This is a genomic window from Cryobacterium sp. TMT4-10, assembly GCF_004403275.1.
Lineage (GTDB): Bacteria > Actinomycetota > Actinomycetes > Actinomycetales > Microbacteriaceae > Cryobacterium > Cryobacterium shii.
The window spans coordinates 19,957-37,870 of record NZ_SOGU01000103.1 but is presented as its reverse complement, the minus strand read 5'-3'; the positions used below and the strand labels follow the sequence as shown (position 1 = coordinate 37,870).

The following is a 17,914-nucleotide window of genomic DNA, read 5'->3' as shown; positions in this document are numbered from 1 at the left end:
ACTGGGAATCCGTTCACGCCAGCAAAGGAGCTACCGTGACCATGGCAACCCTCCCCCTGATCTCACGAGGATCAGACGACCGGGTGCAGAGCGCAGAGGCGAACACCTTCGCCCAATGGCGCACCCTCGTCTCCGATTCCTTCGTTCCCCTCGACGTCCGGTCTGACGCGAGCGAGTTCCACGGCACGCTGCGGTCCCGGGTGCTCGACGAGCTCTCCATCGTCGAGGTCACCGCGAACGGCCACCAGGTGCTGCGCACCCCGGCGCTGATCGCCCGGACGGACCGGCACTACTTCAAACTCAACCTGCAGCTCTCCGGCCAGGGCATCCTGATCCAGGACAACCGAGAGGCCACCCTCCGGCCCGGCGACCTCGCCGTCTACGACACGCACCGCCCGTACACCCTCGCCTTCGAGCAGGATTTCCGCACCCTGGTGCTGATGTTCCCCCACGACGCCCTCGACCTGCCCGTCGACGCCGTCGGCCAGCTCACGGCGAGACGGATGCCCGGCGACGCGGGCCTGGGCCGGATGATCAGCCCGTTCATGGTGCAACTGGCCGAGAACCTGGACGCGCTCAGCGGCAGCACCGGCCACCGGCTGGCCTACAACGCGGTCGACCTGGTCGCGACGATGTTCGAGAGCGAACTGAACATCCACCGCGAGCCGACGTCCGGCCCGCGCGGGGACCTGCTCGCCAGCATCCGCTCGTATATCGAAGGCGCCCTCGGCGACCCGGGGCTCTCCCCCGCGACCATCGCCGCGGCGCATTTCATCTCGACCCGCCACCTGCACAACGTGTTCCACGCGGCCGACACCACGGTCTCCAGCTGGATTCGGGCCCGCCGGCTCGAGCACTGCCGCCGGGACCTGCGCGACCCCATCCTGGCGGACCGCTCGGTGGGCGACATCGCCGCGCGGTGGGGCTTCATCGACGCCGCACACTTCAGCCGGATCTTCCGCGCCGCCTTCGGCGAGCCGCCCAGCGCCTACCGTCGCGGCTGAGCCGGCCGGGGGCGCCGGACCCTTCCCTGGGATCCAAGCTTCGTTCCCGGATTGGCAAGTGCGCAGCCCCGCACTGAGCCAGAGTCGTGACACTGGCTTCCACGAGAAGAAGCCGCTCAATGAGGAGCACCCCATGACAAGCACCCGAACCACCCCCGAGGCCGACGCCCCGGCCACCCTGCACACCGGCCGCCTGGGCGTCATCGGCATCGTCTTCTTCGTTGTCGCCGCCGCCGCACCGCTGGTCGGCATGACCGGCGCGGTACCGGTCGCCATCGTGCTCGGCAACGGCGCGGCCGCCCCCGGCGCCTACCTCGCGGTGGGCATCACCCTGCTGCTGTTCAGCGTCGGCTACGCCGCCATGAGCCAGCGGGTCACCAACGCAGGCGCGTTCTTCGCCTACATCGGCCGCGGGCTCGGCCGGCACCTCGGCAGCGCCTCGGCCTTCGTGTCGATCCTCGCCTACCTGGCCATCCAGCTCGCCATCTACGGTTTTTTCGGCGGTCTCCTGGCGGCCCAGGTCGGCCTGCTGCCCTGGTGGGCCTGGTCGCTCCTGGCCTGGGCCGTCGTCACGCTGCTCTCCCTGCTCAGCGTCGACGTCGGAGCCAAGGTGCTCGGCGTCCTGATGCTGCTGGAACTCGGCGCCCTCATCGTCACCTCGATCGCCATCCTCACCGACGGCGGTCCGGAAGGCCTCAACTTTTGGGCCTCCTTCAGCCCGGCCGCGATCCTCGCCGGCGGACTCACCGGCTCGGCCGGGATCGCCTTCGCCTTCGCCTTCGCCTCCTTCATCGGCTTCGAGGCCACGGCCATCTACGGCGAGGAATCGAAGGACCCCAAGAAGGTCGTCCCCCGGGCCACCTACCTCGCGGTCGGCGTCATCACGGTGCTGTTCGCGCTCACTGCCTTCGCGATGGTCACCGGCATGGGCGCATCCCAGGTGGTCGAAAAGACGGTAGAGCTCTCCACGCTCGACGGCGTGCCGCTGGCCGACCCGGCCGCCGTGCTGTTCGCCCTCGCCACCGAGTACGTAGGCCCGTGGATGGCCACCGTGATGGGCATCCTCGTGCTCTCCAGCCTGTTCGCGGGGCTGCTCGCCTTCCAGAACGCGGCGAGCCGCTACCTGTTCGCCCTCGGCCGCGGCGGCGCACTCCCCCAGCCGCTCAGCCACGTCAACCGCCGCGGAGCGCCCAGCACGGCCTCCCTCGCCACCTCGGTCGTCAGCGGACTCGTCATCGCCGTCTTCGCCCTGTTCCGGCTCGACCCGATTCTGAACATGTTCTACTGGTTCAGCGGACTCGCCGTCGTGGCGATCGTCCTGATCGAGATCCTGGTCTGCATCGCGGTGATCGCCTACTTCCGCCGCAACCAGGGCAGCGAGAACGTATTCCAGACCGTCATCGCCCCGGTGCTGGCCACCATCGGCCTGATCCTCGGCGAATACCTGCTGATGAGCCGCTTCGGACTGCTCGCCGGCACCGTCGCCGAGGGCATCGACCCGACCGTCACCTCGTGGGGCCTCAGCCCGATCGGCTGGGTGCTGGTCGGGCTGCCGTTCGCCGTGCTCCTGGTCGGCTACCTGCACTCACTCTGGACCAAGACCGAGAACGAAGCGCTCGTGCAGGATGTGCTCTCCTAGAGAGAGCACCGCAGTCAGAAAGCGGGTCCCTACCATCGGCGGGGGCCCGCTTTTCGGTGCCGCCCGCTCTTCTGTGTCGTGCGCTTTTCGGTGTCAGAGTCCGAAACCGGTGTGGCGGATGCCCCAGCGCACCGTCCAGGTCGCCCCCGGTTCCAGCCAGCGCAGCCCCGCTCCCGAATTGAACGCATCCGCCGGGGCGGTCATCGGCTCGATCGCGACCGCGCGCCCGGGCACGGGCTCGTCGGCGTCGCTGCCGGGAGCCGTGACGGGGAAGTTCCGCGGCGTGAAGACCTGCACGTAGCGGATGTGCTCGTCCCCCCAGAGGATCACGCTGCGCCCGTCGGGGGCGGTCAGGGAGTGCTCGCTGCGCGCATCCGGGTGCCCGAGGGGGGCCGGGTGACCGAGCGGGTGGGAGGACGACGCGCCCGGTCCCACGCCGCCGAAACCGTCGTCGAGGTCGAGGTCACGCACCTCCCGGCCCTCCCTCAGGTCGAACCGGGTGCCGGCGACGGGGCTTTCCCCGACCGGATTCAACCGGTCGTCGACGTCGATGTGGGTGTCGGCCGCGAGCCGCAGCCGCAGGTCGTCGGTGGGCACGCCGCCGATCTTCAGGTAGGGGTGCGCGCCGAGGGCGACCGGGGCGGGCTCGGTGCCCACGTTCCGCACTGTGTGGGTAACATCGAGCCCGTCGTCGGTGAGGGTGTACGTCACCGTCGTGTCGAGCTGGAACGGATAGCCCGGCTGCGGGAAGACGGTGGCGGCCAGGGTCACCGCGTCCGTGCTGCGACTGAGCAGCCGATAGGGCGAGTAGCGCAGGAGGCCGTGGACGGCGTTGCCGAGTTCGGGTTCGGTCAGGGCGAGTTCGCGCCGCACCCCGCCCTGCTGCCAGACCCCGTCCCGGATGCGGTTCGTCCACGGCATCAGCACGATCCCGGCGCCCTTCGGCGGGACCGACCGGGCCGGGAAGGGCTCGACCAGGTCTATGCCGTCTACGGAATACATCCGCAGGCCGGCGGCGACCTCGGTGACCACCGCCAGGGCGGGCCCGCTGGGCGTCGCCGCCCTCAATTCGTATTGGAACCCCGTCGCTGCGCGCATGATGCCAACTTACTCCGGTTGCAGAACGGTCAGTCCGGCCTCGCGGAGGGAGTCCAGCGCGGCGGCGGTGGCCGTCGCATCCGTCACCAGCGTGTCGAACGCCCGGAGCGGCCCGACCTGGCCGAGGTGCACCTGACCGAGTTTGGACCCGTCGGCCACGACGACGACGCGGGATGCCGCGGCGAGCATGAGCGTCTTCACGCCCGCCTCGGGCAGGTTGATGTTCGTGATGCCGTGCTCGGCGTCGACCCCGTTGCAGCCGATGAACGCGAGGTCGGCGTGCACCTGGCTGAGCACGGTCCGGGCCAACGGCTCGACCAGCGAGTGCTGCAGCGGGCGCAGCGACCCGCCGGTGACGATCACGGTGAAGCGCGGGATCGCCGGTTCGAGTTCGAGGGCGATGCTGAGGCCGTTGGTGATGATGACGACATCCGTGAGGTCGGTGCGGGCCAGCAGCGCCCGAGCGATCGCGAGGGTGGTGGTGCCCACGTCGAGGATTACGCTCTGCCCGCTCGTCACGAGCGAGGCGGCGAGCGCGCCGATCTGCTGTTTCGGGAGAACGGATGCCGCGAGCGCTTCCTCGAACGAGTACTCGCGGATCGGCCGCCCGCTCGTCGGCGTCGCGGGCACCGCGCCGCCGTGCACGCGCTGCACCACCCCGGCGTTCTCGAGCACGTCGAGGTCGGCCCGCGCCGTGACGCCGGACACCCCGAAGGCCTCGCGCAACTCCCTGACCCGCACGAATCCGCGTTCGTCGACCAGACGCTGGATCCGCTCGCGCCGCTGGTATGCGGACAGGGTGTCCCGGTCAGCGGTGAGATCGACCCCGACGCCGGTCGGCTCGGTGGCGACTGCGTCTGTGTCTGGTGCATTAATGGTCATGCTCCATCTTCACTTAGTTTGTTTTGGTTTTCAATACGAAACCTCTGGTTTCGCATGCGCAGATCAGATAGCGTGGTTTCTGCCATGAACACACCACACTTCGTCGCCGACACCGGCATCGTCCGTCACCGCCACACGCTCGCTGATGGGCGTGACCTCATCTACTTCGATGACCCCCAGACCACCCTCGCCCCCGAGCGTGCCGCCGACCTGCGCGAACTGGACCCGCGCCCGGCCACGGCCCGGATGCGGCAGGATCCGCTGACCGGGGAATGGGTCTCGATCGCGGCCGCCCGCCAGAACCGGGTGTTCCTGCCGCCGGCCCACCTCGACCCGCTCGCCCCCTCGACCCCGGGCAACCCGTCCGAGGTGCCGAGTAACTACGACGTGGCCGTGTTCGAGAACAAGTCGCCGTCGTTCGGGCCGTTGCTCACGGATGCCGACGCTCCCGCCGGGCTCGACGACCTGGCCACGATCGGCCTGGGCCGCACGCGGACCTCGGTCGGGCGCTGCGAAGTCGTCTGTTTCAGCCCGGAGCACGAGGGGTCGTTCGCGAGCCTGTCGGTGGTGCGCGCCCGCACCGTGATCGAGGCCTGGGCCGAGCGCACCCATGCCCTGTCCCAGCTGCCCGGCATCGAGCAGGTGTTCCCGTTCGAGAACCGCGGCGAGGCGATCGGAGTGACGCTCCACCACCCGCACGGACAGATCTACTCCTACCCCTACGTCACGCCGCGCAGCCAGCGCGTGATCGCCTCCCTCGACCAGTACGGCCCGAACCTGTTCGGCGACATCCTCGCCAGCGAGCAGGCCGGCGGCCGGGTCATCCTCAGCGGTGAGCACTGGACCGCTTTCGTGCCGTTCGCGGCGCGCTGGCCGATCGAGGTGCACATGCTGCCGCACCGCCACGTGCCCGACTTCGCCGAGACGGTCCTCGCCGAACGCGACGAGCTGGCGGTGCTGTACCGGCGCCTGCTGCGCGGCATCGACGCCCTCTACGACACCCCCACGCCGTACATCGCGGCCTGGCACCAGGCCCCGGTGAACGTGCGCCGCGACGAGATCCGCCTGATGCTGCAGGTGACCAGCCCGCGCCGGGCCGAGGACAAACTCAAGTTCCTGGCCGGCTCGGAAGCCGCGATGGGAGCGTGGATCGGCGACGTCACGCCCGAGCAGGCGGCCGACAACATCCGCCTGGCCGTCGAACGGTCCGCCGCAGCCGACACCGACGAGGCCGCCGCGACCGCTGCCGCCGCCGGGACCGCCGCCGCATTCGCCGGGAAGGCCCGCTCATGAGCGCCCTCGCCCAGTCCGTGCGCGCCGGCTTCGAGAGCCGCTTCGCCGCTCAGCCGGCCAGCCTGTGGTCGGCCCCGGGCCGCGTCAACCTGATCGGCGAGCACACAGACTACAACGACGGCTTCGTCTTCCCGTTCGCGATCGACCGGCGCACGGTGGTCGCGATGGCCCTGCGCCCGGACCGCCTGCTGCGGGTGGCGAGTTCGTTCGCCGAGGAGACCGTCGAGCTGTCCCTCGACGACCTGACGCCGGAGAACCTGGCCGGCTGGTCCGCCTACCCGCTCGGGGTGGCCTGGGCGCTCGGCCAGTTCGGCGCGGACCTGGCCGTCGTGGCCGGCTTCGACGTGTTCATCGACTCCGACGTGCCGATCGGGGCCGGGCTCTCCTCGTCGGCCGCGATCGAGAGCGCGGTCGCGGTCGCCCTGAATGACCTCTGGCAGCTCGGACTCGACCGGCGCGTGCTTGCCCGGGTCGGCCAGCTGGCGGAGAATCGCGCGGTCGGCGCGCCGACCGGCATCATGGACCAGTCGGCGTCGCTGCTCGGCCAGGCCGACGCCGCCGTGTTCCTGGACTGCCGCAGCCTCGACGCCGAGGTGATCCCGCTCGGCTTCGCCCCGGCCGACCTCGAACTCCTGATCATCGACACCCGGGTCAGCCACGCGCACTCGACCGGCGGGTATGCCTCGCGCCGGGCATCCTGCGAACTGGGCGCCCGGATGCTGGGCGTCGCCTCCCTGCGGGACCTCACCGTGAACGACCTGCCGCGGGCCGCCGAGCTGCTCGACGACGAGACCCTCCGCCGGGTGCGGCACGTCATCACGGAGAACCAGCGCGTGCTCGACACCGTGCGCACCCTGCGCGAGCAGGGACCGACCGCGATCGGTGCTCTCCTGGACGCCTCGCACGTGTCGATGCGCGACGACTTCGAGATCTCGGTGCCCGAACTCGACCTCGCCGTCGAAACCGCGCGCGGTGCGGGGGCCATCGGCGCCCGCATGACCGGCGGCGGATTCGGCGGGGCCGCGATCGCGCTCACCCCGCGCTCGCTCATCCCCCGGGTCACGGCGGAGGTCACGGCCGCGTTCGCGGCCCGCGGTTTCACGGCCCCGGACCTGTTCGTGGTGCACGCCGCAGACGGGGCAAGCCGCGCGGAGTAGCCGCCCGGGCCAACGCGCACCCTCTGCATAACTCCTGCAATCTGGTCGGCCGGGGCTCTTTTCGGCCGAGTTTCGGTCCGTTTCGCGGAATCTGCAGGAGTTATGCTCGGGGCGCCTCCGGCTCGGGCAGGGCCTGCCGGAGCCGCGCTTGCTCGGTGGCTAACTCAGGAAGAACCGGTGGGACCACCCTCTGCACCCGCTGCATGTCTGGCGGAGGCGGCCCGCGGCATCCGTTTCTCCTGAGTCAGCCACACGGAGCAACGCGCACCCTCTGCATAACTCCTGCAATCTGGTCGGCCGGGGCTCTTTTCGGCCGAGTTTCGGTCCGTTTCGCGGAATCTGCAGGAGTTATGCTCGGGGCGCCTCCGGCTCTCGCTGTCAGGGAACGACAGCAGTGGACTCGCCGCCGGTGATCCGCAGCAGTTCGTCGAACGACGTGGGGAACACGGTATGCGCGTGGCCCGCGGCGGCCCAGACCACCGCGAACTCGGCCAGCGCGACATCCACCAGGGTGCGCAGGGGCGACGGATGCCCGACCGGCGCGACCCCGCCGATCACCTGCCCGGTCGCCTGCTTGACCACATCCTTCGAGGCGCGGCCGATGGTGCCGCCCAGCCTCTCGCCCAGCCAGGCGGTGTCGACGCGGTGCGCTCCGCTCGTCAGCACGAGCAGGGGTTCCCCGTCGAGCGTGAAGACGAGCGAATTCGCGATCGCGCCCACCGGGATACCGAGGGCGGCTGCTGCCGTCTGGGCGGTCGTCGCCGCTTCGTCGAACCATCTGATCTCCGGATCGAGGCCGAAACCGTGCAGGGTGCCGCGCACCCGTTCGACGGACGGATGCATGCTGTTGACCATGCCGGAATCCTAAGCGGTCAGCCGCCGAACCGTGAGAAGCGCCCCTCTGAAGGCCCTACGGAGGGTGTGTGGAGGGGCGAAACTCACGGCTCGGCGGAGGGCTGGGCAGGCCGGCCGCGCCCGGCCGCGCCCGGCCGCACGTGGGCGCACGTGGGCGCCGGGGCGCGGCCGGGCGATAGGCTGGCGCGTATGACTGCCGACAGCGCCGCCCGCATCATCACTCTCCCCGACCGCCCCCGACCCGTCGTCGCCGACACCGCCTATGTCGCCCCCGGCGCCGTGCTGGTGGGCAACGTCGTCCTGGCCGAGCATGCCAGCGTCTGGTACAACGCCGTGCTGCGCGCGGAGGCGGAGCCCATCCGCATCGGCCCCGGATCCAACCTGCAGGACAACGTCTCCTGCCACGTCGACCACGGGTTTCCGCTCATCCTCGGCCGGGACGTGTCCGTCGGCCACGGCGCCGTGCTGCACGGGTGCACGATCGAAGACGGTTCCCTGATCGGCATGTCGGCGACGGTCCTGAACGGTGCCGTCATCGGTTCCGGGTCGCTCGTCGCGGCCGGAGCCGTCGTGCTCGAGGGCTCCGTGATCCCGCCGCGCTCGCTGGTCGCCGGCGTCCCGGCGAAGGTGCGCCGGTCGTTGACGGATGAAGAGGTGGCCGGCCTCAGCCACAACGCGGAGGAGTATCTGCGTCACTCCGCGCTGCACGCATCCGTGGGCGCCGCACCCCAGGCCTGAGCTGCCCCGGCGGATCACAACTCGCTTGAGTCCGCCCGCCGGTCTCGCTGCGCGCACCGCGGTTCAGGGCTCAGGTTGTGGCTCGCGGCGCCCGCTGCAACATGCGCCGGCGCACACAGCGTGCGCCGCGACGGCATCCGTACCCGGGGTTGCCCGGATCGCGCGCCGGAGTGACCTGCGCCACCGGCGGCATCCGTACCGGGTCTCGCCGGATCGCGGGCCGGGTTGACTTGCGCCACCGGGCCAGCCGGGCGACCGGCGCCACACGGCGGCACCGCGACGACCGTCGAGAGCTACCGACGGAGCGAGAGTTCGGCGGCCTTGACCACGTTGCAGAGCAGCATGGCCCGGGTCATCGGTCCCACGCCCCGCGGGTTCGGGGAGAGGAAACCGGCCACCTCGGCGACGTCCGGGTGCACGTCCCCGGTCAGGGTGCCCTTGCCGGTGATCGGGTCGGTCACCCGGGTGATGCCCACGTCGAGCACGGCGGCGCCGGGCTTGACCCAGTCGGCCTGGATCAGGTGCGGAACACCGACCGCCGCCACGACGATGTCCGCGCGGCGCACCTCGCCGGGCAGGTCGACCGTGCGGGAGTGGGTGAGGGTGACCGTGGCGTCCAGGCCCTTGCGGGTGAAGAGCAGGCCGAGCGGACGCCCGACCGTGAGCCCGCGGCCCACCACGACGACGCGACGGCCGACGATCGGCACGTCGTAGCGGTGCAGCAGTTCGACGATGCCGGCCGGCGTGCAGGGCAGCGGTGAGTCCAGTTCGCCCTCGATGCCGAGTACCAGCCGGCCGAGGTTCGTCGGGTGCAGGCCGTCGGCATCCTTCGACGGGTCGATAAGTTCGAGCATGGCGTTGTCGTTGTGCCCGACCGGCAGCGGCAACTGGATGATGTACCCGGTCACCTCCCGGGCGGAGTTGAGGTCGGCGATGGCCGCGCGCACGTCGGCGGTGCTGGCGGAGGCCGGCAGGTCGACGCGGATCGATTCGATGCCGACCTCGGCGCAGTCGCGGTGCTTGCCCGCGACGTACGAGCGCGACCCTGGGTCGTCGCCGACCAGCAGCGTACCGAGCCCCGGCACGACGCCGTGCGCCCGCAGCTCGCTGATGCGGCCGATGAGTTCGGACTTGACCGCGGAGGCGGTCTTGACTCCGTCGAGGGTGATTGCCGTCATTGTGGATCCATTCGATTCAGTCGATCGTTCTCAGATGCGGGTTCCGGCCGGCTGCTGCGGTTCCGGAGTGCTGCCGGTTCCGGACCGCGCGTGTGCGAATTCGACGGAGATTTTGACCGACACGCCGGTGACGGATGCCGTCAGCGTGTTTTTAAGGCGAAATCTCCGTCGAATTCGTTGGGGCCGGGCTTCCGGGGCCGAAGCCGAAGCTGGAGCCGAGCCGGGGCCGGGACAGCCCGGGGCGGGACAGCGCGGGACGTGGCGGGTGAGGCGCGACGGGCGCCGCGCCCGCGGGGCGGGCTACTGCTGCAGGCCGGGGTAGAGCGGGAAGGCGTCGGTGAGCACCTTGACCCGGGCGCGGAGGCCCTGGATGTCGGCGTCCGGCTTGAGCGCCTCCGCGATGACATCGGCGACGACCGTGAACTCCTCGTCGCCGAAGCCGCGGGTGGCCAGGGCGGGCGTGCCGATCCGCAGGCCGCTGGTGACCATCGGCGGGCGCGGGTCGAATGGAACCGAGTTGCGGTTGACCGTGATGCCCACGGCGTGCAGGGCGTCCTCGGCCTGCTGGCCGTTGATGGGCGAGTTGCGGAGGTCGGCGAGCACGAGGTGCACGTCGGTGCCGCCGGTGAGCACGTCCACGCCGCCGGCGCGGGAGTCGTCGGCCATCAGACGGTCGGCCAGGATGCTGGCGCCGCGGAGGGTGCGTTCCTGGCGTTCCTTGAACTCCGGCTCGGCCGCGAGCTTGAACGCGGTCGCCTTGGCGGCGATGACGTGCATCAGCGGCCCGCCCTGCTGGCCCGGGAACACGTTCGAGTTGAGCTTCTTCGCCAGCGCCATGTCGCGGGAGAGGATCAGGCCGGAGCGGGGGCCGGCCAGGGTCTTGTGCACGGTGGTCGAGACGACGTCCGCGTACGGGATCGGGGACGGGTGCAGCCCGGCGGCGACGAGGCCGGCGAAGTGCGCCATGTCGACCCAGAGCATCGCGCCGACCTCGTCGGCGATGCTGCGGAAGGCCGCGAAGTCGAGGTGGCGCGGGTAGGCCGACCAGCCGGCGATGATGACCTTGGGCTTGTGCTCGAGGGCCTTCTCGCGGACGACGTCCATGTCGACCAGGAAGGTGGTCGGGTCGACGCCGTAGGCGACCGGGTTGTAGAGCTTGCCGGAGAAGTTGAGTTTCATCCCGTGGGTGAGGTGACCGCCGTGGGCCAGTTCCAGGCCCAGGATGGTGTCGCCGGGCGTCGCGATGGCGGAGAGCACGGCGGCGTTCGCGGTGGCGCCGGAGTGGGGCTGCACGTTGGCGTACTCGGCGCCGAAGAGCGACTTGGCCCGGTCGATGGCGAGCTGCTCGGCGACGTCGACGTACTCGCAGCCGCCGTAGTAGCGGCGCCCCGGGTAGCCCTCGGCGTACTTGTTCGTGAGCACCGACCCCTGCGACTGCAGCACCGCGCGGGGAACGAAGTTCTCGCTCGCGATCATCTCGAGGTAGTCGCGCTGACGCCCGAGCTCCTGCTCGAGGACGGCGGCGATCTCCGGGTCGACGACCGAGAGCGGCTCGTTGAACGTGGATCGAAGGACGTTGGACTGCACAGAATCGGGCACGGGGTCTCCTTAGACGTCTTGAGTGAACGACGTGATGAAAAATTCGTCGTAGCCCAGGCGTGCGGCCACTAACCGTGTCAGTCGCTCCCCGATGGTGACCCATCTTTCGTGCTACGCCAGTTGCGACAGGCTCGATCTTAGCAGGCGCCCTCGGGTCTCAGTCGGTGCGCTTTCCCAGCTCGTCGACGATGAGCAGGTCGGTGCGGAGGTGCTCGCTGTCGTGCCCGGCCCGGGCCACCAGGTGCGCCGCCATCGGGGCGGTGAGCGCCTGGAAGACGACGATGGCGACCACCAGGGTCACGGTCCCGAGCGAGAAATTGTTAACCGCGACATCCGTCGTCACCGCGATCAGGCCGAAGATCTGTGGTTTCGTGGCCGCGTGCAGGCGGGTCAGCACGTCGGGGAAACGGATCAGGCCGACCCCGGCCGCGAAGCACATCACCGCCCCGGCCAGCACCAGCACGGCCGTCACCACATCATTGGCCACCTGGTTCACGAGCGCTCCCGAACCGACAGGAACCGGGCGACGCTGAGGGAGCCGAGCACCGCGAACAGGGCCAGGACGAGCAGCACCGGCAGGGTGTCGACGTGCCGGTTGAGGGCCATCTCCGCGCCCAGGGCGCAGATGACCGTGGCCACGAGCACGTCCGAGGCGATCACCCGGTCGAGCACGGACGGTCCGCGGATGATGCGGTACAGGGCCAACAGTCCGCCGGCTCCGAAGAGGACTCCGGCCACAATCGCGACGATTGCCATCACTCGTCTCCTGTCTTCTCGGTGGACGTCTCGGTGGAGCTCTCGGGTGACTCCTCGGGTGACTTCTGGGGTGACTTCTCGGTGGCGGCGGCGCACACCCGCAGCCGTTCCAGGTCTTCTCTCGACCCGAACGCGAGCACGATTCGCCGTTCGGTCTCGAACACGCTCGCCCGGAACCGTTCGATCTGCTCCGGCGTGCGCATGCTCAGCACGTGCAGGTAGAGCGTGGAGGTGACCCGGTCGATGTCCACGACGAGGGAGCCGGGCACGATCGACGTGGCGACCGCGGTCCAGGTCAGGATCAGGTCACTGCGGGTGTGCAGCGGCACGGCGAGGATGGCATTGCTGGCGCGGTAGCGCGGCGACAGGGCCGCGGCGGCCACCTGCACCGACGCCGACACGATGTCCACCAGCAACCGCAGGAAGAAGAGCACCGTTCGCCACGGATTCAGGCGCCCGCTCAACTGCACCGCCGGCAGGTAGAACACGACGGAGACCAGCGCCGCCACCAGCACCCCGGTGACCAGACCCCTCCGGTCGAAGCTGCCCCAGAGCAGCATCCAGAGCAGCACCAGCCCGCCGCCCAGGGTGAGCCGGCTGACGTATCCGTTCAGGCGTTCGGAGCGCGTGGTCACGGCGCTCCGTCCGGGAACACCGCGTCGATGTACGCGGCCGGTTCCTCGATCTCGGCGGCGGCCCGGGCGGCGAACGCGAAGACCGGTCCGGCGAAGACCGTGAGGCTGAGCGTCAGCGCGAGCAGGGCCGTCGTCGCCCCGATCATCAGCGGCGAAATGGTCTTGGTGATGACGGTTCCCTCATCGTGCGGGTCGTCCGTGAGCCGGTCGAGCATGGGCGACTCGTAGTCCTCGATCTCCCGGCGCGGGCGCCAGAAGGCCATGTTCCAGGCCCGGGTGAGGGCGTACAGGGTGAGCAGGGACGTCGCGGCGCCTGCGGCGATCACGATGAAGGGGAGCGGGCCGCCCAGTTCGGCCCCGGCCTGGAAGAGCGCCACCTTGCCGAGGAAGCCGGAGAACGGCGGGATTCCGCCGAGGTTGAGCGCGCCGACGAAGAAGAGGCCGGCCACCAGGGGCGCCGTCTTGAGCATCCCGCCCAGTCTGGCCAGCGAGGTGGTGCCGCCGACGCGTTCGATCAGCCCGGCGCAGAGAAAGAGGGTCGTCTGCACCGTGATGTGGTGCACCACGTAGAAGATGGTGGCGGCGATGGCCAGGGGGGTGCCCAGGGCGATGCCGAAGATCATGTACCCGATGTGGCTGACCAGGGTGAAGGAGAGCAGCCGCTTGATATCGGCCTGCGCGAGCGCGCCGAGGATGCCGATCAGCATGGTGAGCAGGGCCAGGACCAGGAGCGGCACCGACAGCGGGTTCTCCGGGAACAGAAGGGTCTGGGTGCGCAGGATGGCGTACACGCCCACCTTGGTGAGCAGCCCGGCGAACACCGCGGTGACCGGCGCGGGGGCGGTCGGGTAGGAGTCCGGCAGCCAGAACGACAGCGGGAACACGGCGGCCTTGACGCTGAAGCCCAACAGCAGCATCAGCCCCAGCACGAGCTGCACATCGGGGGCGAGCTGGGGCACGCGCTCGGCCAGCAGGGCCAGGGTCACCGTACCGGTCGCCCCGTAGAGCAGCGCGATCGCGCTGAGGAAGAGCACGGACGAGACCAGGCTGACGACGATGTAGGTGACGCCGGCACGGATGCGCGCACCGGTTCCGCCGAGGGTGAGCAGCACGTAGCTGGCCGAGAGCAGCATCTCGAATCCGACGTACAGGTTGAACAGGTCCCCCGCGATGAACGCGTTGAACAGCCCGGCCGCCAGCACCAGGTAGGTGGGGTGGAAGATCGACACCGGGGTTTCCCGGTCGCCGTCGAGGATGCCCTGGCCGACGGCGAACAGGAGCACGCCCAGCAGCATCAGCGCGGAGACGATCAGCATCAGGGCCGCCAACCGGTCGACCACCAGCACGATCCCCCACGGGGCCTGCCAGCCGCCGACGTGCACGACCACCGTGCCGCCCCGGTCGACGAGCACGAGGAGCACGGCACTGATAACCACGACGGCCGCCAGCACGAGCACGCTGATGCCGATCTGGCGTCCCGGCCGCCGGCCGAGGGCCAGCGCGATCGCCGAACCGAGCAACGGGAGGGCCACGACCAGGGGCACGAGGATGCCCGCCGGGTTCACCGTGCACCCCCGTCCGGGCGCGCGGTGCGGCCGGACGTGTTCGCGGCGTCTCGAGCGCCGACGTTCGCACCGCCATCCTCGTCATCGTGCTCGTCGTCGTCGTCGTGCTCGCCGTCCTCGTCGAGCGAGGCTTCCACGGCCGCGTCGTCGTCGCTGGAGGACCGGAAGTCCCGCTCGTTCTGGCCCGGAGCTTCGGTGGCGTGCTCGTCGGTGAGGTTGTCGCCCTCGTCGCCGAGCTGCGCCAGCCACCAGGAGCGGTAGATGAGCGCCAGCAGGAGCGCCGTGATGCCGAAGTTGATGACGATCGCGGTCAGCATCAGCACCTGCGGCATCGGGTCGACCATGCTCAGGTCCCGGGCGGTGCCGGTGATGATCGGGGAGCTGCCCGGGCGGCCGCTCATGATGAAGATCAGCAGGTTCGTGGCGTTGCCGACCAGCACGAAACCGATCAGCACCCGGGTCAGGCTCCGCTCGAGCATGATGTAGACGCCGGCCGCGTACATCACGGCCATGACGATGACGAGGGTCAGGGACGCGCTCACGGCAGCACCTCGGTTCGGGCCAGGGCCTCGGGCTCGGCACCGCTGGGCTCGCCGCCGCTCGGCGTCTCCTGCTCGGGCGTCGGGGCAGTGCCGGCGTCGCTCTGCCGGTCGATCTCACTGCCGAGGCTGCGCAGGATGTCCAGCACCAGGCCGATCACGACCAGGTACACTCCGATGTCGAAGATGGTGGAGGTGCCGAACGAGAGGGCCCCGAGCACCGGGACCTCCGCGCTGAAATACGCCGACTCGAGCGGGATCCCGGTGAAAAAGAGCGACCCGACCGCCGAACCGACCGCCAGGATGACGCCGAGCCCGAGGATCTTGCCGGGGTCCACCGGCACGGCCTCGCCCAGTTCGTAGCGGCCGCCGGCCAGGTACCGGGCCACGAGGGCCAGGCCCGCCAGCAGTCCGCCGGCGAATCCGCCGCCGGGGGCGTTGTGGCCGGCGAAGAGCAGGAAGACGGAGACGACGATCGCCGGGTGGAAGAGCAGCCGCACGAGCACCTCGACCAGGATGGACCGGTCCGGTGCGGGGATGGTGCGCCCGGCCAGCAGCCAGGACTGGCGGGTGACAGCGTGCCCGGCGGAGGACGCGTGCGGGTCGGCGACCACGCGGCGGCGGTTCCGCGGCGACCGCTGGGTGCGGGAACCCTTCAGTCGCGGCACGACCTCGTTGCGTCCGGACACGAAGAGCAGGCTGGCCACCCCGGTCGCGACGACGATCAGGACGGAGATCTCGCCCATGGTGTCCCAGGCCCGGATGTCGACGAGCACGACGTTGACGATGTTGGTGCCGTGCGCCTCCTGGGTCAGGCGCGGCAGTTCGGCGGAGATGCTCACCGCCTGCCGTGCGCCGAGGGCGATCACGCCGATGGTTCCCATCACGGCGCCGACCAGCACGCCGATCAGGGCGCGGCGGCGGCGGTGTATCGGCCGGTTGTGCTGCATGATCCCGGTGGGCAGGCGGCGCAGCACGAGCACGAACACGACCAGCGTCATCGTTTCGACCAGCGCCTGGGTGAGGGCGAGGTCGGGTGCGCCGTGGAGGGCGAACAACGCCACGAGGCCGTAACCGGTGACGCCCGCGAGCAGCACCGACGTCATCCGCTGGCCGACCCGTGCGGCCGCGACCGCCGCGATGCCCATGATCAGGGCGATCACGACCTGGGCCGGGTAGTCCCAGGGCACCAGGGCGTCGGGCCAGGTGCGGTTGACCAGCGCCGCGAAGCCGAGGGCGAGCACGAATACCACGAGGATGGTGGAGAGGTACTGCGGCAGGCCACCGCGCTGGGCGAAGTGGGTGAGGCGGGCCGCGGCCCGGTCGATGCCGCGCACGGTCACGCCGTAGCCGTGGCCGGCGTCGACCCAGGCGGGGACGGTGGCCTGCAGGAGCGCGACCCGGCGGCGCGCTGCGAACATCAGCGCGCCGAGGAGGACCAGGACCAGGCTGATCAGCAGCGCCGGCTCGAGGCCGTGCCAGAGCGCGAGGTGGTAGTCGCCGCCGCCGGCGACCGTGTCGGCGTAGGGGGCCAGCAACGGGTCGATCCCGGCGCTCAGCGGGCCGAGCAGCACGGTGCCGGCGGTGAGGACGACGGGGGCCAGCAGCACGCCCCACCGGTCCGGGTGCAGCGCGGTGGGAGCCATCGTCGGCCGGGTGCCGAACGCACCCCAAATGAAACGGATGCTGTAAGCGACCGTCAGCACCGAGCCGATGCCCGTGCCCACCAGGGCGATCCAACCCCAGCCGTCGCCGGCCCGCCCGGCCTCCAGGAGCGCGGTGAATACGGCCTCCTTGGCGACGAATCCGAACAGGGGCGGCAGTCCGGCCATCGAACCGGCGGCGAGCACGGCGATAAACAGGAGCGCGGGCTGGCTGCGGCCGAGGCCGGACAGCCGGCGCAGGTCGCGGGTGCCGGCCCGGTGGTCGATGATGCCGACGACGAGGAACAGCGTGGCCTTGTAGAGCGCGTGGGCGAGCAGCAGCGCCGCCCCGGCGAGCGCAGCGTCCCGGGTTCCGAATCCGACCGAGACCATCAGGAACCCGAGCTGGCTGACGGTCCCGTAGGCCAGCAGCAGCTTGAGGTCGTGCTGCCGGAGCGAGCGCCACGCTCCGACGAGCATCGTCCAGACGCCGATGGTCACCAGCACCGGCATCCAGGCGTCGGTGTCGGCATAGCCGGGGGCGAGCCGGGCGACCAGGTAGATGCCGGCCTTGACCATGGCTGCCGCGTGCAGGTAGGCGCTGACCGGGGTCGGGGCGGCCATTGCCGCGGGCAGCCAGAAGTGGAAGGGGATCAGCGCCGACTTGGACAGCGCGCCGACGAGGATCAGCAGGATCGCCCAGGTCGCGGCGGGCCCGGAGACCGGGTCGGCGACGATCACGGCCAGGGAGGTCGTTCCCGCCGCCACGGAGAGCATGATGACGCCCACCAGCATGGCGAGCCCGCCGAACGTGGTCACCAGGAGAGCCTGCAGGGCGGCGCCGCGGCTCGCCCGGCGGCTCGTGTAGTGCCCGATCAGCAGGTACGAGAGCACACTGGTGATCTCCCAGAAAATGAACATCACCACGATGTCGTCGGCGGTCACCAGCCCGTACATCGTGCCGGCGAAGGCCAGCAGGAGGGCCGCGAACCGGCCGAGGGACAGCTCGTCGGCGGCGAAGTAGCGGGCGCAGTAGAGCAGGACCAGCGCGCCGACCCCGGTCACGACCAGCGCCAGCAGCCAGGCCAGGGTGTCGACGCGGAAGGAGAGGGAGATACCCAGCGTCGGGATCCACGGGATGCTCTCGGTCACCGCGTCTCCCGCGGTCACGGTGGCGGTCTGGCCGAGGGTGTAGGCGAAAGCGGCCGCCGGCAGCAGGGCGATCAGGTAGAAGGCCCGCACCGACAGGAGGCGCGTCAGCAGCGGGGTGAAGGCGGAGACGACACAAAAAGCCAGCAGGATTGTCGCCATGCGGCCTCCCGGCTCTCTCTCT

Annotated in this window: 16 protein-coding genes and 1 riboswitch; of the genes, 5 read left to right on the top strand and 11 right to left on the bottom strand. The window is 70.4% G+C overall.

Going from position 1 to position 17,914, the window contains the following annotated elements; all coding sequences use genetic code 11:
• The first annotated feature begins 41 nt into the window (after positions 1-41).
• Both E3T42_RS16095 and E3T42_RS16090 read left to right on the top strand, forming a co-directional pair.
• A complete protein-coding gene (locus tag E3T42_RS16095; RefSeq protein ID WP_134365316.1) occupies positions 42-1,004 on the top strand; it encodes a helix-turn-helix domain-containing protein in 963 nt (320 codons plus the stop codon).
• A 133-nt stretch (positions 1,005-1,137) separates the two neighbouring features.
• Complete coding sequence (locus tag E3T42_RS16090) at positions 1,138-2,643, top strand: APC family permease (RefSeq protein WP_134365308.1); 1,506 nt, start codon at positions 1,138-1,140, stop codon at positions 2,641-2,643.
• 93 nt (positions 2,644-2,736) lie between these two features.
• Here E3T42_RS16090 and E3T42_RS16085 read toward each other — a convergent pair whose 3' ends face one another.
• Positions 2,737-3,741 (bottom strand): aldose 1-epimerase family protein, encoded by a 1,005-nt coding sequence (locus E3T42_RS16085; RefSeq protein WP_134403384.1) that lies wholly within the window; start codon positions 3,739-3,741, stop codon positions 2,737-2,739.
• 9 nt (positions 3,742-3,750) lie between these two features.
• Positions 3,751-4,623: a DeoR/GlpR family DNA-binding transcription regulator gene (locus E3T42_RS16080; protein ID WP_134403383.1), complete on the bottom strand. Its 873-nt coding sequence runs from the start codon at positions 4,621-4,623 to the stop codon at positions 3,751-3,753.
• Positions 4,624-4,707: 84 nt separating this feature from the next.
• Here E3T42_RS16080 and galT point away from each other — a divergent pair, with 84 nt between their 5' ends.
• Together galT and galK are read left to right on the top strand one after the other, a co-directional pair.
• Positions 4,708-5,916, top strand: coding sequence for a galactose-1-phosphate uridylyltransferase (gene galT, locus E3T42_RS16075; RefSeq protein WP_134403382.1), 1,209 nt, complete (start codon positions 4,708-4,710; stop codon positions 5,914-5,916).
• Entirely contained in the window at positions 5,913-7,073 is a 1,161-nt protein-coding gene (gene galK / locus E3T42_RS16070; RefSeq protein ID WP_134365312.1) for a galactokinase, read from the top strand. Before galT ends, galK begins: the two co-directional genes overlap by 4 nt.
• Positions 7,074-7,451: 378 nt before the next feature.
• On the opposite strand, the gene E3T42_RS16065 is transcribed toward galK, so the two are convergent.
• On the bottom strand, positions 7,452-7,928 hold the full coding sequence (locus tag E3T42_RS16065; RefSeq protein WP_241976264.1) for a YbaK/EbsC family protein: 477 nt from the start codon (positions 7,926-7,928) through the stop codon (positions 7,452-7,454).
• A gap of 189 nt (positions 7,929-8,117) precedes the next feature.
• On the opposite strand from E3T42_RS16065, the gene E3T42_RS16060 reads away from it, so the two are divergent.
• The gene (locus tag E3T42_RS16060; RefSeq protein WP_134365735.1) at positions 8,118-8,666 is read left to right on the top strand and encodes a gamma carbonic anhydrase family protein; all 549 of its coding nucleotides are present in this window, start codon (positions 8,118-8,120) and stop codon (positions 8,664-8,666) included.
• A 293-nt stretch (positions 8,667-8,959) separates the two neighbouring features.
• Here E3T42_RS16060 and E3T42_RS16055 read toward each other — a convergent pair whose 3' ends face one another.
• The 8 genes from E3T42_RS16055 to E3T42_RS16020 form a co-directional block, all read right to left on the bottom strand.
• Positions 8,960-9,844 (bottom strand): bifunctional methylenetetrahydrofolate dehydrogenase/methenyltetrahydrofolate cyclohydrolase, encoded by an 885-nt coding sequence (locus E3T42_RS16055; RefSeq protein ID WP_134365734.1) that lies wholly within the window; start codon positions 9,842-9,844, stop codon positions 8,960-8,962.
• Between the two features lie 300 nt (positions 9,845-10,144).
• Entirely contained in the window at positions 10,145-11,443 is a 1,299-nt protein-coding gene (gene glyA, locus E3T42_RS16050) for a serine hydroxymethyltransferase (protein ID WP_134365733.1), read from the bottom strand.
• A gap of 44 nt (positions 11,444-11,487) precedes the next feature.
• A riboswitch (ZMP/ZTP riboswitch) is annotated at positions 11,488-11,577 on the bottom strand.
• 23 nt (positions 11,578-11,600) lie between these two features.
• Positions 11,601-11,939 (bottom strand): monovalent cation/H(+) antiporter subunit G, encoded by a 339-nt coding sequence (mnhG, locus tag E3T42_RS16045; RefSeq protein WP_241976262.1) that lies wholly within the window; start codon positions 11,937-11,939, stop codon positions 11,601-11,603.
• Positions 11,936-12,199 carry a monovalent cation/H+ antiporter complex subunit F gene (locus E3T42_RS16040; protein WP_134365732.1) on the bottom strand — a complete coding sequence of 88 codons (264 nt, stop codon included), beginning with the start codon at positions 12,197-12,199 and terminating at the stop codon, positions 11,936-11,938. Before E3T42_RS16040 ends, mnhG begins: the two co-directional genes overlap by 4 nt.
• Positions 12,199-12,834, bottom strand: a complete 636-nt coding sequence (locus tag E3T42_RS16035; RefSeq protein WP_134403381.1) for a Na+/H+ antiporter subunit E — start codon at positions 12,832-12,834, stop codon at positions 12,199-12,201. Before E3T42_RS16035 ends, E3T42_RS16040 begins: the two co-directional genes overlap by 1 nt.
• Positions 12,831-14,399, bottom strand: coding sequence for a Na+/H+ antiporter subunit D (locus E3T42_RS16030; protein WP_241976260.1), 1,569 nt, complete (start codon positions 14,397-14,399; stop codon positions 12,831-12,833). The genes E3T42_RS16035 and E3T42_RS16030 overlap by 4 nt, the downstream gene beginning before the upstream one ends.
• On the bottom strand, positions 14,396-14,941 hold the full coding sequence (locus E3T42_RS16025) for a sodium:proton antiporter (RefSeq protein WP_134403380.1): 546 nt from the start codon (positions 14,939-14,941) through the stop codon (positions 14,396-14,398). Before E3T42_RS16025 ends, E3T42_RS16030 begins: the two co-directional genes overlap by 4 nt.
• Positions 14,938-17,892 (bottom strand): Na+/H+ antiporter subunit A, encoded by a 2,955-nt coding sequence (locus E3T42_RS16020; RefSeq protein WP_134365729.1) that lies wholly within the window; start codon positions 17,890-17,892, stop codon positions 14,938-14,940. Before E3T42_RS16020 ends, E3T42_RS16025 begins: the two co-directional genes overlap by 4 nt.
• Positions 17,893-17,914: the final 22 nt, after the last annotated feature.